The 18,204-nt window shown below is 57.4% G+C and carries 15 protein-coding genes and 1 tRNA gene; 9 read left to right on the top strand and 7 right to left on the bottom strand.

Translation table 11 applies throughout. The features are described from left to right. Window positions 1-123: 123 nt before the first annotated feature. From ACZ89E_RS28765 to queA, 6 genes are all read right to left on the bottom strand, one after another. Window positions 124-672: a glycine zipper 2TM domain-containing protein gene (locus ACZ89E_RS28765; RefSeq protein ID WP_133840635.1), complete on the bottom strand. Its 549-nt coding sequence runs from the start codon at window positions 670-672 to the stop codon at window positions 124-126. 120 nt (window positions 673-792) lie between these two features. Continuing rightward, window positions 793-1,707, bottom strand: coding sequence for a protein translocase subunit SecF (gene secF / locus ACZ89E_RS28760; protein WP_476256861.1), 915 nt, complete (start codon window positions 1,705-1,707; stop codon window positions 793-795). Between the two features lie 9 nt (window positions 1,708-1,716). Next, complete coding sequence (secD, locus tag ACZ89E_RS28755) at window positions 1,717-3,585, bottom strand: protein translocase subunit SecD (protein WP_476256860.1); 1,869 nt, start codon at window positions 3,583-3,585, stop codon at window positions 1,717-1,719. A 63-nt stretch (window positions 3,586-3,648) separates the two neighbouring features. Then, the gene (yajC, locus tag ACZ89E_RS28750; RefSeq protein WP_003185175.1) at window positions 3,649-3,987 is read right to left on the bottom strand and encodes a preprotein translocase subunit YajC; all 339 of its coding nucleotides are present in this window, start codon (window positions 3,985-3,987) and stop codon (window positions 3,649-3,651) included. A 43-nt stretch (window positions 3,988-4,030) separates the two neighbouring features. Beyond that, window positions 4,031-5,146, bottom strand: a complete 1,116-nt coding sequence (gene tgt, locus ACZ89E_RS28745) for a tRNA guanosine(34) transglycosylase Tgt (protein ID WP_476257078.1) — start codon at window positions 5,144-5,146, stop codon at window positions 4,031-4,033. A gap of 5 nt (window positions 5,147-5,151) precedes the next feature. Next, window positions 5,152-6,216, bottom strand: coding sequence for a tRNA preQ1(34) S-adenosylmethionine ribosyltransferase-isomerase QueA (gene queA, locus ACZ89E_RS28740; protein ID WP_476256859.1), 1,065 nt, complete (start codon window positions 6,214-6,216; stop codon window positions 5,152-5,154). 107 nt (window positions 6,217-6,323) lie between these two features. Here queA and ACZ89E_RS28735 point away from each other — a divergent pair. The 9 genes from ACZ89E_RS28735 to ACZ89E_RS28695 all read left to right on the top strand — a co-directional run bounded on the left by ACZ89E_RS28735 (window position 6,324) and on the right by ACZ89E_RS28695 (window position 14,419). Next, a tRNA-Leu gene (locus ACZ89E_RS28735) sits at window positions 6,324-6,408 on the top strand. Between the two features lie 209 nt (window positions 6,409-6,617). Beyond that, the gene (locus tag ACZ89E_RS28730) at window positions 6,618-7,826 is read left to right on the top strand and encodes a tyrosine-type recombinase/integrase (RefSeq protein WP_476256858.1); all 1,209 of its coding nucleotides are present in this window, start codon (window positions 6,618-6,620) and stop codon (window positions 7,824-7,826) included. Between the two features lie 99 nt (window positions 7,827-7,925). Then, on the top strand, window positions 7,926-8,765 hold the full coding sequence (locus tag ACZ89E_RS28725; RefSeq protein ID WP_476256857.1) for a DUF6387 family protein: 840 nt from the start codon (window positions 7,926-7,928) through the stop codon (window positions 8,763-8,765). Window positions 8,766-8,875: 110 nt separating this feature from the next. Beyond that, complete coding sequence (locus ACZ89E_RS28720; protein ID WP_476256856.1) at window positions 8,876-9,085, top strand: helix-turn-helix transcriptional regulator; 210 nt, start codon at window positions 8,876-8,878, stop codon at window positions 9,083-9,085. A 738-nt stretch (window positions 9,086-9,823) separates the two neighbouring features. Then, complete coding sequence (locus ACZ89E_RS28715) at window positions 9,824-10,618, top strand: Rha family transcriptional regulator (RefSeq protein WP_476256855.1); 795 nt, start codon at window positions 9,824-9,826, stop codon at window positions 10,616-10,618. Continuing rightward, window positions 10,615-11,484 carry a helix-turn-helix domain-containing protein gene (locus ACZ89E_RS28710; RefSeq protein WP_476256854.1) on the top strand — a complete coding sequence of 290 codons (870 nt, stop codon included), beginning with the start codon at window positions 10,615-10,617 and terminating at the stop codon, window positions 11,482-11,484. Before ACZ89E_RS28715 ends, ACZ89E_RS28710 begins: the two co-directional genes overlap by 4 nt. Then, on the top strand, window positions 11,471-12,256 hold the full coding sequence (locus tag ACZ89E_RS28705) for a hypothetical protein (protein ID WP_476256853.1): 786 nt from the start codon (window positions 11,471-11,473) through the stop codon (window positions 12,254-12,256). Before ACZ89E_RS28710 ends, ACZ89E_RS28705 begins: the two co-directional genes overlap by 14 nt. Next, window positions 12,249-13,562, top strand: coding sequence for a tyrosine-type recombinase/integrase (locus ACZ89E_RS28700; RefSeq protein WP_476256852.1), 1,314 nt, complete (start codon window positions 12,249-12,251; stop codon window positions 13,560-13,562). The genes ACZ89E_RS28705 and ACZ89E_RS28700 overlap by 8 nt, the downstream gene beginning before the upstream one ends. A gap of 311 nt (window positions 13,563-13,873) precedes the next feature. After that, the gene (locus tag ACZ89E_RS28695) at window positions 13,874-14,419 is read left to right on the top strand and encodes a terminase small subunit (protein WP_476256851.1); all 546 of its coding nucleotides are present in this window, start codon (window positions 13,874-13,876) and stop codon (window positions 14,417-14,419) included. Window positions 14,420-14,474: 55 nt separating this feature from the next. Here ACZ89E_RS28695 and ACZ89E_RS28690 read toward each other — a convergent pair whose 3' ends face one another. Continuing rightward, window positions 14,475-18,173, bottom strand: coding sequence for an SIR2 family protein (locus ACZ89E_RS28690; RefSeq protein ID WP_476256850.1), 3,699 nt, complete (start codon window positions 18,171-18,173; stop codon window positions 14,475-14,477). Between the last annotated feature and the right edge of the window lie 31 nt (window positions 18,174-18,204).

Genomic DNA, 18,204 nt, shown 5'->3' with positions numbered 1-18,204 from the left:
GGGTGGGGGACCGCTATCGCGAGCAAGCTTTGCTCCTACACGGGGTGTCGCAGGCTGATAAATAGCGGGCACAAAAAAAGCACCCTTTCAGGTGCTTCTTTTTTGAATCCAGCCATCAGTTCATCACTGAGCAGGCTCATTCTGCGACAGGATCAACTTACCTTCCTTGTCGACCGGAATCTGATTGCCCGGATCACGATCCATCCGCACTTTGCCTTCCTTGCCATCCAGCGAATAACGGACGTCGTAGCCGACCACCTTGTCGCTGATGTCATTCACGGTGTTACAGCGAGTCTGGGTCGTGGTGTAGGTATCGCGATTCTGCATACCTTCCTGGACCTTGTTCCCCGCGTAGCCACCGCCGACAGCACCGGCAACGGTCGCGATCTTCTTGCCATTACCGCCGCCAATCTGATTGCCGAGCAAACCACCGCCCACTGCACCCAGGACCGTACCGAGGATCTGGTGTTGATCCTTGACCGGCGCCTGGCGGGTTACTGCAACGTCCTTGCACACTTCACGTGGAGTCTTGATCTGTGTTTTAACCGGTTCAACGGCCAATACTTGCGCATACTCAGGGCCGCTTTTAACCAGGCTGTAGGTGGCAACAGCGCCCCCGGCAGTCACACCGACAGCACCCAGTACCGCACCAACCAGCAACGACTTGTTCACATGAACCTCCTGACCATCACATGCGGATCGTTGTCCGCGCTTCTCCCAGCCTTGGAGCACAAAAAAAGGCGCGAGTTCAACTCGCGCCTTTTTGGGCAGACAGCGTAGAAGCGAGGGCCGTTATGGACGGTCGTCGACTTCCTTATCGGTCGCCGCAGGAGGGATCAGATCCTCGCTGCTCAGGTTCAGCCAGATCAGCACCACGTTCGCGATGTAGATCGACGAGTAAGTACCCGCCAACACACCGATAAACAGGGCGATGGAGAAGCCAAACAGGTTGTCGCCCCCGAAGAACAGCAGCGCCGCGATCGCCAGCAAGGTGGAGATCGACGTCGCCATGGTCCGCAGCAGGGTTTGCGTGGTCGAGATGTTGATGTTCTCGATCAGGCTGGCCTTGCGCAGGACACGGAAGTTCTCACGAACCCGGTCGAATACCACGATGGTGTCGTTGAGCGAGTAACCGATGATCGCCAGTACCGCCGCCAGTACCGTCAGATCGAAGGTGATCTGGAAGAACGACAGGATACCGATGGTCACGATCACGTCGTGAATCAGCGAAACAATGGCACCGACCGCGAACTTCCACTGAAAGCGGAAAGCCAGGTAGATCAGGATGCCGCCCAGCGCCATCAGCATGCCGAGGCCGCCCTGGTCGCGCAGCTCTTCACCGACTTGCGGGCCGACGAACTCAACGCGCTTGACCGTCGCCGGGTTATCGCCGCCAACCTTCAGCAGCGCTTCAGCAACCTGGTGACCCAGTTGCGGGTCTTCGCCAGGCATACGCACCAGCAGATCGGTCGTCGCGCCAAAGCTCTGCACGATGGCTTCGTGGTAACCCGACTCAGTGAGCTGGGTACGCACCTTGGACACATCGGCCGGACGCTCGTAGGTCAGCTCAATGAGCGTACCGCCGGTGAAGTCCAGGCCCCAGTTCATGCCCTTGTGGAAGACGCTGAAAATGGCCAGCGCCGTAAGGAACAATGTGACGCCGAACGCAAAGTTGCGAACGCCCATGAAGTTGATTGTACGTAACATGGCAGCCCCTTAAATCCACAACTTCTTGAAGTCACGACCGCCGAAGATCAGGTTGACCATCGCGCGGGTCACCATGATGGCCGTGAACATCGAGGTAAAGATCCCGAGGGACATGGTCACTGCGAAGCCCTTGACGGGACCGGTGCCCATCGCAAACAGAATCCCGCCGACCAACAGTGTTGTCAGGTTGGCGTCGAGAATCGCGGTGAATGCCCGGCCGAAGCCTTCGTTGATTGCCCGTTGTACCGTCATGCCCGCCGCGATCTCTTCACGAATCCGCGAGAAGATCAGAACGTTGGCGTCGACCGCCATACCCATGGTCAGCACGATACCGGCGATACCCGGCAGGGTCAGCGTTGCACCCAGCAGCGACATCAGGGCCAGCAGCAGCACCATGTTCACGCCCAGCGCGACGGTGGCGATGATGCCGAAGAAGCGGTAGATGGCGATGATGAACAGCGAGACAAACAGCATGCCCCACAGCGATGCATCGATACCCTTGGTGATGTTGTCGGCACCCAGGCTCGGGCCAATGGTGCGCTCTTCAGCGAAGTACATCGGTGCAGCCAGACCACCGGCACGCAGCAGCAGCGCCAGTTCGGACGACTCACCCTGGCCGTTCAGGCCCGTGATGCGGAACTGAGCACCCAGCGGCGACTGGATGGTCGCCAGGCTGATGATCTTCTTCTCTTCTTTGAACGTTTGCACTGCGACGTCTTTCTCGACGCCATCAACCACTTGCTTGGTGTAAGTGGTGACAGGACGTTGCTCGATGAAGATCACCGCCATGCTGCGACCGACGTTGCTGCGGGTTGCGCGGCTCATCAGTTCGCCACCGTGGCCATCCAGACGGATGTTCACTTCTGGCGTGCCGTGCTCGCCGAAGCCAGCCTTGGCGTCAGTCACCTGGTCACCGGTGATGATCAGGCCACGCTCGATCTGTGCCGGCGGACGCTTGCCTTCACGGAACTCGAAGGTTTCGGAAGTGGCTTTCGAAGCACCTGGCTCTGCAGCCAGACGGAACTCAAGGTTGGCCGTCTTGCCGAGGATACGTTTGGCTTCTGCGGTGTCCTGCACGCCCGGCAGCTCAACCACGATGCGGTTGGCGCCCTGACGCTGGACAATCGGCTCGGCAACACCCAGCTCGTTGACGCGGTTACGTACCGTGGTCAAGTTCTGCTTGATGGAGTATTCACGGATTTCCGCCAGCTTGGCCGGGGTCATCGCCAGACGCAGTACCGGTTGGCCATTCAGGTCGGCCGGAACAATGTCGAAATCGTTGAAGTTCTTGCGGACCAGCGCACGGGCCTGTTCGCGGGTTGCTTCGTCAGTGAAGCCCAACTGAATGGCGCCGCCCAGTTGTGGCAGGCTGCGATAGCGCAGTTTCTCTTTACGCAACAGACTCTTGACGTCGCCTTCGTAGACTTTCAAGCGTGCGTCGAGGGCTTTGTCCATGTCCACTTCCAGCAGGAAGTGCACACCACCGGACAAGTCCAGACCCAGCTTCATCGGGTGCGCGCCGAGGCTGCGCAGCCATTGCGGGGTGGTTTGTGCCAGGTTCAGTGCAACGACGTAGTCATCACCCAATGCCTTGCGCACAACGTCTTTGGCCGGCAACTGGTCTTCAGCCTTGGTCAGGCGAATCAGCCCGCCCTTGCCGTTGGCCGACAGCGTGGCTGCCTTGACGTTGATCCCGGATTCCTTGAGCGCCATGCTCACACGATCCAGATCAGCCTGATTGACCAACAGCGCAGTGCTTGCACCGCTGACCTGAATGGCCGGGTCATCAGGGTAAAGATTGGGAGCGGAATAAATCAGACCGACCGCCAGCACCGCCAGGATCAGAATGTATTTCCACAGAGGGTATTTGTTCAGCATCACGCCGCCCGCTTATGACGCGGGGCGCCTTGCGCGCCCCGTCGATTGAGTAGAAGTTGAAACTTAGATCGCTTTGAGCGTGCCTTTTGGCAGCGTGGCGGCGATGGCGCCTTTCTGGAACTTCATTTCCACGGTGTCGGAAACTTCCAGAACTACGAAATCGTCTGCCACTTTAGTGATCTTGCCGGCGATACCACCGGTGGTCACAACTTCGTCGCCTTTTTGCAGGCTGCCGAGCAGGTTCTTCTGTTCTTTGGCGCGCTTGGCCTGTGGACGCCAGATCATCAGGTAGAAGATGACCAGGAAACCGACCAGGAAAATCCACTCGAAGCCGCCACCCATTGGGCCTGCAGCTGCCGGTGCAGCAGCGTCGGCCATGGCATTAGAGATAAAAAAGCTCATTTAGCACTCCAGTTGCAAATGTTGAATCTTGGGGTCAGAAAACTCAGTCCAAAGGCGGAACAGGTAGCCCGCGTTTGGCGTAGAAGGCATCGACAAAGGCGGCCAATGTACCCTGTTGAATAGCCTCGCGCAAACCAGCCATAAGCACCTGGTAATGGCGCAAATTGTGGATGGTATTCAACATGCTACCCAGCATTTCGCCGCACTTGTCCAGATGGTGCAGATAAGCACGGGAGAAGTTCTGGCAGGTGTAGCAATCGCAGGTCGGATCCAGCGGCGAATCATCATGGCGATGGAACGCGTTACGGATCTTCAGCACGCCTGTATCAATGAACAGATGCCCATTGCGGGCATTACGGGTTGGCATCACGCAATCGAACATGTCCACACCGCGGCGCACACCCTCAACCAGATCTTCCGGTTTGCCAACGCCCATAAGGTAACGAGGTTTGTCAGCCGGCATCAGGCCCGGCAGGTAATCCAGCACCTTGATCATCTCGTGCTTGGGCTCGCCCACCGACAGACCTCCAATGGCCAGGCCATCGAAGCCGATCTTGTCGAGGCCTTCCAGGGAGCGCATGCGCAGGTCCTGGTGCATGCCGCCCTGCACGATGCCGAACAGCGCCGCCGTGTTGTCGCCATGGGCGTTTTTCGAACGCAGGGCCCAACGCAACGACAGCTCCATCGACACACGAGCGACGTCTTCGTCAGCCGGGTACGGGGTGCATTCGTCGAAAATCATCACGATGTCGGAGCCCAGGTCACGCTGGACCTGCATCGACTCTTCCGGGCCCATGAACACTTTGGCGCCGTCGACCGGGGAGGCGAAGGTCACGCCCTCCTCCTTGATCTTGCGCATCGCGCCCAGGCTGAATACCTGAAAACCGCCGGAGTCGGTCAGAATCGGGCCTTTCCACTGCATGAAATCGTGCAGGTCGCCGTGCTTCTTGATCACTTCAGTGCCAGGACGCAGCCACAAGTGGAAGGTGTTGCCCAGAATGATTTCCGCGCCGGTGGCGGTGATATCCCGTGGCAACATGCCCTTGACGGTGCCGTACGTGCCCACCGGCATGAAGGCCGGGGTCTCGACGGTGCCGCGTGGGAAAGTCAGACGACCGCGACGAGCCTTGCCGTCAGTGGCCAGCAATTCAAACGACATACGACTCATACAGTGTCCTCAGGGCCCGATTCTTTAGGGGCAGTCGGCGCAGGATTACGCGTGATGAACATCGCATCACCGTAGCTGAAAAAGCGGTAACCATGCTCCACCGCTGCTTTATAGGCAGCCATGGTTTCGGGATAACCGGCGAACGCCGAAACCAGCATCAACAGCGTGGATTCGGGCAAATGGAAGTTGGTGACCAGGGCATCGACCACATGAAACGGCCGGCCCGGGAAGATAAAGATGTCGGTGTCGCCACTGAACGGCTTGAGCACGCCATCGCGGGCGGCGCTTTCCAGGGAACGCACGCTGGTGGTCCCCACCGCCACCACCCGACCACCGCGCGCACGGCAAGCGGCAACGGCATCGACCACGTCCTGGCCGACTTCCAGCCATTCGCTGTGCATGTGGTGATCTTCAAGCTTCTCGACCCGCACTGGCTGGAACGTGCCCGCACCGACGTGCAAGGTCACGAACGTGGTCTCGACGCCCTTGGCCGCAATCGCCTCCATCAGCGGCTGATCGAAATGCAGCCCCGCCGTCGGCGCCGCCACCGCGCCCAGGCGCTCGGCGTACACGGTCTGATAACGCTCGCGGTCCGAACCTTCGTCCGGGCGATCTATATAGGGAGGCAACGGCATGTGCCCGACGCGATCCAGCAGCGGCAACACCTCTTCGGCGAACCCCAACTCGAACAACGCATCGTGCCGCGCCAGCATTTCTGCCTCGCCGCCGCCATCGATCAGGATCTTCGAACCGGGCTTGGGCGACTTGCTGGAACGCACATGGGCCAGTACGCGATGACTGTCGAGCACCCGCTCCACCAGAATTTCCAGCTTGCCGCCGGAAGCCTTCTGGCCAAACAGCCGCGCCGGAATCACCCGGGTATTGTTGAACACCATCAAATCGCCCGGACGCAAATGCTCGAGCAAATCAGTGAATTGACGGTGTGCCAGGGCGCCGCTGACCCCATCCAGGGTCAACAGGCGACTACCGCGACGCTCGGCCAAAGGGTGGCGAGCAATCAGCGAATCAGGGAGTTCGAAAGTAAAGTCAGCAACGCGCATGATGGGGTTCGTCTAGCAGGGGCCGGAAGTCTAGCCGAAATAGTGAAAATTCTCTATGTACCTGATTGACCGACGGTAATCTCACCTCTATACTTCGCCGCCATTGAGCCCTGATGGCGGAATTGGTAGACGCGGCGGATTCAAAATCCGTTTTCGCAAGAAGTGGGAGTTCGAGTCTCCCTCGGGGCACCATGTACATATATCCAGCGGTCCCTACCAGACCTTGGAAAGCAGATAAACCGGCACTTACGCCGGTTTTTTTGTGCCTGCGATTCCCTTGCACTCCCTTGCAAGCCCAACGTTATGTGAGTAGATTCGTGAGTAGATGAGTTTGGTCTAGAAATCTACTCACACATCGACGGGTACTCACTCCCGCCAGCGCTAGCGCTGAGGGGATTGCCGTGGCACTCACCGATACAGCCGCTCGAACAGCGAAACCGCGCGAAAAGCTTTACCGTATGGCAGATGCCGCGGGGCTGTGCCTCGAAGTAACGCCTAGCGGTTCAAAGCTATGGCGATTCCGATATCGCTTCGGCGGCAAAGCTAAAATGATGGGGTTGGGCGCTTATCCCACCGTCACCCTCGCCAAGGCCAGGGAGCGCCGCGAGGATGCCCGTCGCCTACTGGCCAACGGCATAGATCCCACCGCCCACAAACAAGCTGAAAAAACCGCTCAATCCGCCCTCGCTCACACTTTCGAGGAGTTGGCACGCGAGTGGTACGCCTACAACTCACCACGCTGGGCCACCTCCACAGCAGCCAAGGCGCTGCAATATATGGAGGCTGACATTCTCCCCGTTATCGGCCAGCGCCCGGCGCAAGAAGTCACACGACCCGAACTGGTCGCCTTGGTGCGCAAGGTCGAGAAGCGCGGTGCGCTCAACGTCGCCGGAAAAATTCGCCAGTGGTTAAGTCAGATTTTTCGCTACGGTCTTGCCAAGGGCTCAGTGGAGTCGAACCCTGCCACCGACTTGGATGTGGTCGCAGCAATTGCGCCACGAACCAAAAATCACCCACACGTCCCTCTATCAGAAATCCCCATTCTTCTGGGCAAACTCGATGCGGCAAAATGCGATGTCATGACCCGCATCGCGGTGCGCTTGCTTTTATTGACGGGCGTACGCCCCGGAGAACTGCGACACGCACCTTGGAGCGAGATCGATTTGGAGTCAGCCACCTGGACGATACCGGCTGCCCGAATGAAGGCCCGTCGACCGCATGTCGTCCCACTCCCCCACCAGGCGGTGGCCAGTCTGCTGGAGCTCAAGGAGATCACCGGGAGTTACCCCATCGCATTCCCGGGCCGGAACAACCGGGAACGCCCCCAATCCGAAAACACTGTTAACAAGGCACTGCACCAGATTGGCTATGAAGGTCGGCAGACCGGCCACGGATTTCGCCATCTGCTCAGTACCGAGTTAAACAGCCGAGGTTATAACCGGGATTGGATCGAGCGCCAGCTCGCCCACGGCGACCAGGATGAGATTCGCGATACCTACAACCACGCCCACTACCTCGAGCAGCGCCGGCAAATGATGCAAGCCTGGGCTGATTCGATAGAAGCTCTTTGTGCTGGCATAAACGTGGTGAGCATCAAGCGCAAGGCATGACAGCTTTGGCTGGCCTCGCCTATGTGGTGAAAAGCGGACTTCCCATCCGCCTGGTTGGCCGATCCATTCAGAGAAGGGAATGAGCAGGAACATTTAGCAATGGCCAAATTTGCAAGTTTTGATGAACTGCCGAAGTTCTTCGATCTCCATCACTACTCGGCAGCCAGAGAGTTTACCGCCACGGAATGGTTCAGGGTACTCAGCCAAAGATTCCATATGCTCACCCTTTTGGAAGCTGGTCGAGAACTTGAAGAGCGGCATCCAGAGCTCGCCAGAGCGTACAGTGCAGCATTTGCTCGTGATATCCAAAACATGAGGGGAATCGCTGTTGAAGACACTGACATTCCAAATTTCTTTGGCCCCCTTAGCTATGCGCAATATCTTGAGAATGCAACCTGCAGCGTCAGACCGCTGACATTGGCAGATTTTTATTCGCACGCGATTAACACGCCCGGCTATCTTGCGGAGCTAGAAGAGTGGTTGACTGACCCGATTGGCAAATTCGTCATTGGTACTGATATGGACGTCATGGGTCCGCTATTACTCAACGGTCCTTCAGGGACGAGTGATGGACATATAGGCATCGATGCTGATCTGAACCAGCCCGACAACGTTTTGATACATGATTTTACGATTCAGCTTCCAAAAATCCGAGCCGCAACCAATCACTACCCTAGAAAATCAACCTACAGCCCTAAATTCGAGAGTTGGGCACGCTACGGTCTTTTGCCTTATTTGGATTTGAAAATCTGGCAAATGGAAACCGGCACCAAAATCTCGCAGGATGTAATGGCCCTCGCAATTACCCCGCACCGCGACGGGAACAGCTTTCGGACAACAATCGTAACTGCCGAAAAATTAAGGAAAAATCGCTGTCAAGACGTTCTGCAGCTGGCCATCGCGGAACACGCAGCAAAACGCGCTGCCCACCTGGGCTGAGCGAGCACTGACTTTCTGTAACTTTTTACCCACCAAAACTCGCCGCGAAAAAATTCGTTGTTGCGTATTTAATCGTAGCCATGCCTAGCAAACCTCAGGAGGTGCTCGGAATGGCTACTCATGAACCCCACCGTTTTATCCGCATCAAAGAAGTCCTGTCCATCACCTCGTTGAGCCAGTCGGAGCTTTATCGCCGAATCAAGACTGGCACCTTCCCGCCCCAAGTAAAACTGGCTCCAGGCCATTCGGTTTGGGTGCAGTCCGAGGTTGATTCGTGGGTGGCTGAGCGCATTACCGAAGCTCGTACCGAGGTGGCGTGATGAGCAATCAATCGAACTCTCGCATCCTCTTGCTTCACACCTGCCCCTGCTACAGGCAGGGCACAACCGAAAGCGCAATCCGACTGGCGACAAAGGGCAAAACAAGTCCACCCGCGCTCATCACTCGAGAATGGGTGTCGGACCTGCAGCTGAGGTCAGCCTCTGGCAATCCCTCCCCCTCAGAGCCGTCACTCCAATCCCCGGAAAGGACATTGGCACCACCCTCCAGTCGAGGACTGCTAACGATGTTATTCCCCCACCACCAACCTCCGCCCATCAATGCGGATGAAGCCGCTGCATACCGCAGGAAGGCCATTCGCGCTCTGCGCGACAACGCGTCGGTATCCGTCCGCCTCACACGCTATAACCGCCATATGGCAACGGCCCGTTTCCTGGAGGCGAAATCAGCATCCGGTAAAAACCTCGAATGGCCTGAATCCCCTCTTCCCGCATCCAGTCAGGACCTTGGAGGGCCGATCTGATGCGCACCCTTCGACGCTCAACACATGACCGGCGACTTGGAAACTGCCTCGCCAACACCAATCGCCCGCTCCAGATCCATGGTCGCAACGCCAGCATTTTTCGATTGGCACTGCCCCATTAAGAAAAGGGCTTAATCATGATGACTTTCCAACACTGCCCAGTGGCGGTGACACCGAAGGCTCGCCCGAAATTTGAAAAATCGATTCCGGATCGTGCTTGGGCATATTTGTCGGAAACATACTCGAGGGCTGCCAAATGACCAGCGTACCGTCCAAGGGTGGCGATGCGGTCACCATGATCAGTCTGGAACTGGTCGATTTCATCAACAGCCACCGAGCCGAAGGTGCGCCCACTTTGGGGCACAGCGACTTCCTCAAAAAGGTACCCAGGGTTCTGAAAAAAGATGCGGGAAAATTTTCCCACATCTATCTCGACTCAATGAACCGCCGACAAAAATGCTACCGCCTACCCAAGCGTGAGTGTTGCCTCATGGCGATGTCGTACAGTTACGATTTGCAGGCGGCCGTGTTTGACCACATGAGCGAACTGGAACTGCGACTCGCACAGCGGGCCGCTTTCCCCATCCCCCAGACTCGCGCAGATGCGTTGCGCCTGGCGGCCGACCTCGACGAACACAACGCCAGGCTTGTGCTGGAGAACAGAGACCTCAGGCTGGGACTTGAAACCCCTGAGCCGTCTTTCCAGATAGGGCTGACGCCCGTGCAGTTCTGTCGCACCTTGAACGGGGTCAACAGTCAGAAAATCAATCACTTCCTACTGGAGTCCGGCTGGATCTACAACGCCGAAACTGATCCTGATCGCGCGCCGAAATATCGGACCCGAAGTCGTGCCCGCGATAACTATCTGGCCGAAGATGTGCGCAGCATTGCTCGGCCTGGCCAGAAGCCAATCCTGACCTACTCGTTGACGCTGTTGCTGGCGGGTTCCATCCGCCTCCACGAGTGGTACCTGGAGCAAAAGCTGCCGATGAAGTCCAGTTGGGATGGCTCGCTGATGCAGCGCCGGAGCTACCGGGAGGACCTTCAATGAGCACGATGATCATGAGTGCCTGCTGGCCATTGCAGGGCATGAGTGCGACGCAAAAGGCCGTGTTGATCTCGCTGGCAGACAACGCCAATGACGAGGGGGTCTGCTGGCCGTCAGTCCCCAAGATTGCCATCCGTACCTGCCTGTCAGAACGCGCTGTTCAGGGAGGCATCAAATGGCTGTGTTCCACCGGGATATTGTCAGCGGCCGAGCGAATTGGTCGCTCGACTCTCTACACCCTGACCCCCGCAGCCTATGCCCCCCCGCAGGAACTGCGCCCCGCAAATGACGCGCCACATCCCCCGCAGGTACTGCACCCCTCCCCCGCACAAGCTGCACCACCCCCCCGCAGCAGCTGCGCCCAGAACCATCATAGAACCTACAAGGAACCTTCAGCAGAACCGCCATCTTTTTTGCCGGCCCTGATCGGGCAGTCGATCGACGATGCACGTGAAAGGGTTTCAGTGAAGTATCCGAAGGCGCAGGACGACGAAGATCGCAAACAGGCCTGCCGAAATATTTGGACGGCGTACTCGACCGCCTATTTCGACCGGTACCACACCGAGCCCGTTCGCAATCAAAAAGTGAACGGCCAGGTCAACGACCTGCTCAAGCGTTTGGGACGCATCGAAGCACCGCGGGTGGCCGCTTATTTCGTGGGCATCAACGATGCGTTTTTGCTCCGGGGTTGTCACGAATTCGGCGCGTTGCTGGCCAAGGCCGAAGCCTACCGCACGCTGTGGGCGACCAACGCTCAGGTCAATTCCGTCACGGCGCGGCAGATTGAGAACACCCAGGCCAACCTGGACACCGCCGAACAGGCCAAGGCCATGATCCGCAACGAGGGTTCGAAAAATGCTTTCCTCTGACGAAAAATCGCAACTGGTCGACGCCTTATGCGTCACGGCGGAAGCCATGGGCACCACCTTGAGTCCCGGCGCCGCGAAAATGATGGTCGATGACTTGGCCAGGTTTCGGGTGGACGAGCTGGTGATCGCCCTGCGCGCGTGCCGTCATGAGGTCACCGGGCGCCTGACCCTGGCAGCGATCATGCAGCGGGTCCAGGCGGCCGATGGCCGACCGGGCAAGGACGAAGCCTGGTCCATTGCGCTCGCCGCGAATGACCAATTCGACACCGTGGTAATGACCGAAGAAATTTTGCTGGCCATGTCGGTGGCTGAGCCCGTTCTACACCAAGGCGACAAGGTCGGGGCCCGCATGGCCTTCATCTCGGCGTATGAGCGCCTGGTGTGTGCTGCCCGCCAGCAACTCAAGCCTACCGACTGGCGGGTGTCGATGGGGTTTGACCCTCAACGACGGGTCATGGCCATCGAACAGGCCGTACTGATGCAGCGGTTATCTGCGGACGTAGCCAAGCAAACCCTGATCAGTTTGGCCTGTGCACCGATGACCGAAAATGCACAAGCGATTGCCGGTCTGATCACCGGCGAACCTGGTGCCCCCTCGCCCGAAGTCAGGGATCAATTGCGCAATCTCCGCGACACCACGCTGCGCCAACATGAGCATCAGGAAAAAGAACGACGCGCAAGCGTGCAGGTGTCATGCAACCACCTGGCACCGCGTATGAGTGATCGGGTGTCCAAGGCTGCCCCGCGCCAGCAGGAGCGCCAAGATGACTAAGGTAGCTGCGCCGAGCAAAACGCTGCACGTGCTCGTGACGGACGCCGAGATTCGCAAATATGCGGCAACCCAGGTCCGGCAGTTGCGCGACCCACGCTTCCCGGCCTTACGCTTTCGCTACTCCTCCACCAATCGGGCCAAAGGTTCGTGGTTTGTCGTGGTGGGTGACAAATGGGGCAAGGCAGGCAACTACCCGGATATCAACGCCAAGGCCATGCAGGCCACGCTGCCGGCGATTCTGCTGCGACGGGCTGCCGAGCCGGGGGCACGCTCGACGCTCAACCGCTGGCAAACGGTCGGTGATCTGCTGACGTGGTACCTGGAGCGCATGTCCCGTGATCGCGGTTTATCGGCCAAACGCAAAGCCAGCGCCAAGTCGGCCGTGCGTCGCCAATTACACCCCCGACTGAACGCCTTGCCGTTGGCCGGCCTGGACCGCGCCACCCTCGACCAGCTGTTGTTGTGGCCGATGCAGGAACAGTACGCCCTGTCGTTTGTTCGCTCGGTGTACGGCGTGTTGACCGTGGCCTTCCGCCAAGCCGCGCGACTGGGTCTGATCGCGATCAATCCCATGGCCAGCTTGAAATTCAACGATTTTGTGCAGACCCGGATCAAGCCCAAGCCGGCGCATTTACGCGCGGAAGACCTGGAGGAGGTCTTGGCGAACCTCAGCACCGAGTTCGCGACATCCCCGGTCGGAGGCATGCTGGTGCTGATGATGCTGTGCCATGGCACCCGTTTGGGTGAAACCCGGGTGGCGCGCTGGAAGCACATCGACCTGACCCGCCGCCACTGGTTCATCCCTGCCGACGACACCAAGACCAAGCGCGAACTCACGCTGCCCCTGACCGATCAAGTGTGTGCGTTGCTGCGGCGCTACCGCGAGCACCAAGCTGCTCACGGCTACGTCGGGACCTACCTGTTTCCCGGCCAGTCGCGACACCCCTTGAGTGCGAGCAAGGCCAGCCAGGTGTTTGTTCGTTTGGGTCAGGGCAACTGGACCAGCCACGACCTGCGCAAGGTGGCCCGCACCGCCTGGATGGACCTGGGCGTGGACTACCTGGTGGGCGAGATGCTGGTCAACCATGCGATGAAAACCCTGACCGCCACCTACATCCACACCAGCGCCGACACGCTGAAACGCAAGGCGCTGGAGGACTGGCATGCATGGCTCGACGAGCGAGGGTTTGCGGCGCTGCATCACGGGACAGGACCGGGACAGGCGACTTCAACCAACGTGCTGCACGCCCCTGTGCGCAAGGCTCTCGGGCAATCCCAGAATCCATTGCCGAGGAGGATGTTTTGAGGTTCAACGAGAGGGGCCATCACTTTCGCTCATCACACCTTTTGATGCCAACCACTGACGGTGGATGCCGATGGTCTGACCGGCGAACCTCACGGTGCCTCCCGAGCAAAGACCGCAAAAACGCAGCGGTGAATCGAACGTTTCAAGCGACCGCGAAGGCCAACCCGGTCGGAGTCGGCCTCCCCTAATGTGGAAAGGTACTCCTGGCCCCCACCCCCCATTGCGGGTAATTCGAGCCCCGACGTCGAACGATGTATGAGTTTTTTTGACTTTCCCGGTTCCGCTTTCATTTATGTGTCATTGAGGTAGTTATGGCGAATCAAAAAGAGCTGGCCCAACACCTGGACTTGACCGATCGGCAAGTTCGCTACTTGCTTGCAACCGGTATCCTGCCTGCCTCGCGGGGCAATGGTGGTTTAAATCTAGCGGACTGTCGCCTCGCTTATTTTCGTTACTTACGAGGGCTCCGCAGTGGCCAAGTAAAAGCGGAAGCGGGTCATCTGATTGAGGACGATTTCGACCCCTTGGTCGATGACCGGCTGCAGGCCGCACGACTGAGGCTAACGACTGCGCAGGCCGTCGCCCAAGAGAAAAAGAACGAAGTCATGGAGGGGCAATTAGTCCCGGTAGAGTTTGCCACTCACGTCTTGAGCAAGATCGTTGCACAGATCGCCTCCCTGCTCGAAACGGTGCCACTCAAACTTCGACGCAAACATCCAGAGATGGATGTTAAGCAGCTCGAATCGCTACAGCGTGAACTGGCATTGGCGCGCAACCTAGCGGCGGAGGTAGATCTGATGCTACCGGAGTATCTACAAGACTACCTGGAGAGATACGTCGGACATTGGCGAGGGTGAGTGTTTATAAAATCCGAGGCGACTCACCGGATTGTCGGTCGTCAAGACCGATGATCTAGCTTCGCTCAACGAGATCTATTAAGCGCAAATAACGTGGATCTGATGTCAGGACAGGATCGGTTTCCGCAATCAGTGCTAGCACCGTAGGTAACTCATATGGCGGACGGGTGAGTACCTGTGGTGTGATTGTATTCATCAAATCCAGCGTCGCTTCAGGGAATAGAGCGGCAATCGGTTTTTTATCGCTGAGCTCTTGAGTGAACCGGAAAAACGGATGATCGTTCGTCTCCTGCGGTACCAAGAACTTCTTCACCGCTTCGTACACAGTTGGAAAATTGTCACCGGTATCATCAAGCAGGCCGATCCACGCTCTCATCGATGCAGAGGTCCTATATCGGCGCTCTCTTGGCCAGTTATCATTAACGAAAGGGATTACATGTTCGATCCAGCCGTTCTCGTTCTCCTGTCCAACACGCCCTAACCAGAAAATAAATTTATTCCGTGTATCGTCGGACATTGTCCGAAGGACCATACGCATTTCGCCTCGTGAAAGACCGCTTGGCTCATCCGGGTAAAACACCCGCATGAAGCCTAACCATTGGGCGGCTAACTCTGAAAAGTCGCGATCCCAAGAAAACTTTTCGACCCGCGGAATAAGGTCAAGCAGGATCGGCTTGATGATCTCAGCCAATAGGGGTGAAGGCACTCGACTATGAAGAAATCCGTTCCATGCTGGTTCCGAAGCGGGATGCTCGAAGGCCAACATCGGAATAAGGCGCTCCTTAGTCCAGCCGGGATCAACAAACATGAGCCAGTTCAGTCTACGAGTCGTTATCGACACAGCGTGGTCTGCCCCCTCGCCCTGCACGGTAAAGAGGCGCTCGATCCGAGATTTGATGTTATCTGGGATTAGTGACCCAGCTTCCTGTTTCTCTCCGGGCACTGCATGGAAAAGGGCCTCAGCACACATGCCGACGGGGCCGTTGATCGCATGGTCAAATGTGCGCCGTGACCGTCGAATGACTTTTCCACCTTGGCGGATCTCGCCAAGACTGCTATTCCCGGTGTCCTCTCCACCGCTCAGGATGCCATCGACGATGTGATCGTAGACTGCCCAACCGAGAGCGCCATCAAACTCAAGGACCGCGACCAGGTTCTGTTCGAGCCATCGGCCCAGGTTATGACGCAGTTCAGCTATAACCCCATATGGAAGTCGTGCTACTCGGTTCAGGAATACGCGTTTCAGCCTAGGCGTGATTTCTGTAGGAAGTTCACTGATCATGGATGACCAGAACGCCTGCGGATAGTCGCCAGTCCTTCCTGCAATCGTGAGCGCAGACAGCGCTTTTCTCGGATTGATCTTCACCAAACCAGTGAATGGCCTCTTCTCGGTGAAGTTGTCGAATTTGCGCTTAAGATCTTCTTTCGCCTTAAGGATGACCTCATTCACAGGGAGGTCTATAAGCTCGTCCGGCGCCTCGTCCGTACCAACCCAGCCCACCTGTGACCCCTGTTTGGTCACCGTCGAGGTAGCCCAACCGTCGTTCCATCCAGGAATGCTACTGATAATCTCGGCAAGCCGTTCACCGCGATCTGCCATGAGTTCACAACCTTGTAGTTCGAGATACCGAGCGTATCTGGCGGCGAACCCATCCCGCAGCCTATGGAACTCCTCGTCAGGCCAATGGGAAAGTTGATCGGGGCCCTTCAAGATTCGATCAGTGAGATGATTCCGGTACTCCTGAGAGAACTCTCTCCATCGGTCCACCAGTAGGAAAAGAAGCTCTCGGACCACATTGATGTCCCAGAATATCTCCTGATCTAGGGACAAGACTTCTTCGGCAACATGGTCTGCCTCAAAGACGTCGACTTTGCTGAACGCATACAGCTTGAGCTTCCGGAAGAAGAACAGGTCTGTCGCTGGCCAAGTCGTTGCATGTGCATTCGCCAGTTCTGGCCACCTGGCAGCCATTCGGTCAAAAAGTTGGACGAACCACGTCAAGACCTCCGCGACTTTTGTAACATGCTCTCTTCCATCGGCATCACGGTCCGGATAGCAGGTCGGGGAATTGAAGTAGACGGTCTCGATATCACCCAACAACCCTGAGGCGACGGTTAGCTGTTCCTCCAGGATGCCCAATACCTGTGGCAATAGATCGTCGGGGACGTCTAAATCTTCGTTGTGCCGATCAAGGAACGCGACTTCGTACTGACCGAGGTCGCCGAGATGAATTTCCTTCCAGGGTACGCAGGGAGGTCTGGACTGCCCCAAGCCAAACGGTGGTTTGATCTCCAATCGAGGGGTCGCTACTCTCCTGAATTCTCGTAGAACACTGGCAGTCCAACCTTCCGCATTCAACCTTTTCTTCAAGTCGAACCAGTCGCCATTCCACTGACGATTGCGAGGATCTCGATGGTGTTCGAGGATCAAGTTCCAGATATGACGAGCACGCTCGTGGAAAGCCTCCAAGCGTTCCAATTGCCATTCGAATTGTCGCAGCAGTCGCGGATGCAGTCCGTTCTGCCGAATGGCCCACCAAGCCAGCACAGGGCTATCGATTGACTTGCTGAACCAGGTGATGAGGTGGCCTAGCCTTGTCGGAGTTGCCTCGAAACCTTCGGCCTGTCGCGCACCCAACCGATGAAACTCATGTGGATTATCGTCTGCATCGCGCCAGACTAGGAGATTGTCGTTGCTGACGCCTTGTCTGCGATCAGAATCAGAAATATCCCGCAGATCGTCATCAAGCCCATAAGCGGCCACAGGGTCGAAGGTCTCTGCGTCAGCGCCATAGCCGCTACTCTGATTGCCTGATCGGACATTCGCATCCATCACACATACCCATTCAGGATGCGGTGTCGGATCAGCCTCCGAGAACGATCTTGCCCCCTGTACTGTGCGAAGGACATGAGCAACTTGGCCACGCTCATGAGGGGCCAGATCCTTCGGGTCTCGCTGGCTTTTAGCAATTATGGACGCACGCCAGCTGCGCGGATCGTCGGCACGGTCTGCCCAAGCTTCCATGCTCTTCCACAAGTCCAGATGATCGGAATAGGCTATGGCGGTGACACCTCGGTCACGCCACTTAGCCTCAATCTCTTCAGGAAGTCCTCGGTCAAAAGCGTAGAGTCTAGACCGGTCATACTGGCCGTCATGGTTGAGACCCTGAAGAAGATATTTGATTGGTGGGTCTTCCGCCTGATATCCGACCAAAACGACGGTATATCGTTCGAGGAGGTGCCTGATGAAATTGGTGGCCCACCCTTCTGAGAGGTAGGCGCGCCCAAAGTCCGCGCTGCTCAGTACGTAGGGATGACTTTCAGAGGCTGCTTCCACCAGTCGCCCATGTAGATACGTAATCCCTTCTATCTTCGATCCGAAATTCAGGTCGGGAAAAGCAGGGGGTACATGCCGGACCAAATGCTCTCCGCCCTGCCCTAACTCGAACAATCGGTCGAAGTTCGTCGTGACAATCTGCGGCACGTCGCTCTGACTCGAAGAAATGCGTTTTATCAGACCATGCTCACGTCCAAAATCTTTGATTTCCAAGGGAGCACTCAGCCGCTCCGTGACCAAAGCGTTGACTTCATCCTTGCCGTATTCAAGGTGGAGGAGGTTGAAAATTTGGTCGAGTGGGACATTCGCTGCAGATTGACCGTCCAGCCATGGCCGAAACGCGGCCATGATTTCTGAATCGGCTGGCGGGTCAAAGAATTCTATGACGTACCGAGTGAGGCCGACAAAGGTCGGCATTCCAGATGGCAACGAGACTCCGGCACCGCAC

It is taken from the genome of Pseudomonas sp. TE3899 (assembly GCF_056279105.1).
This window is presented reverse-complemented; position numbering and strand designations above follow the sequence as displayed.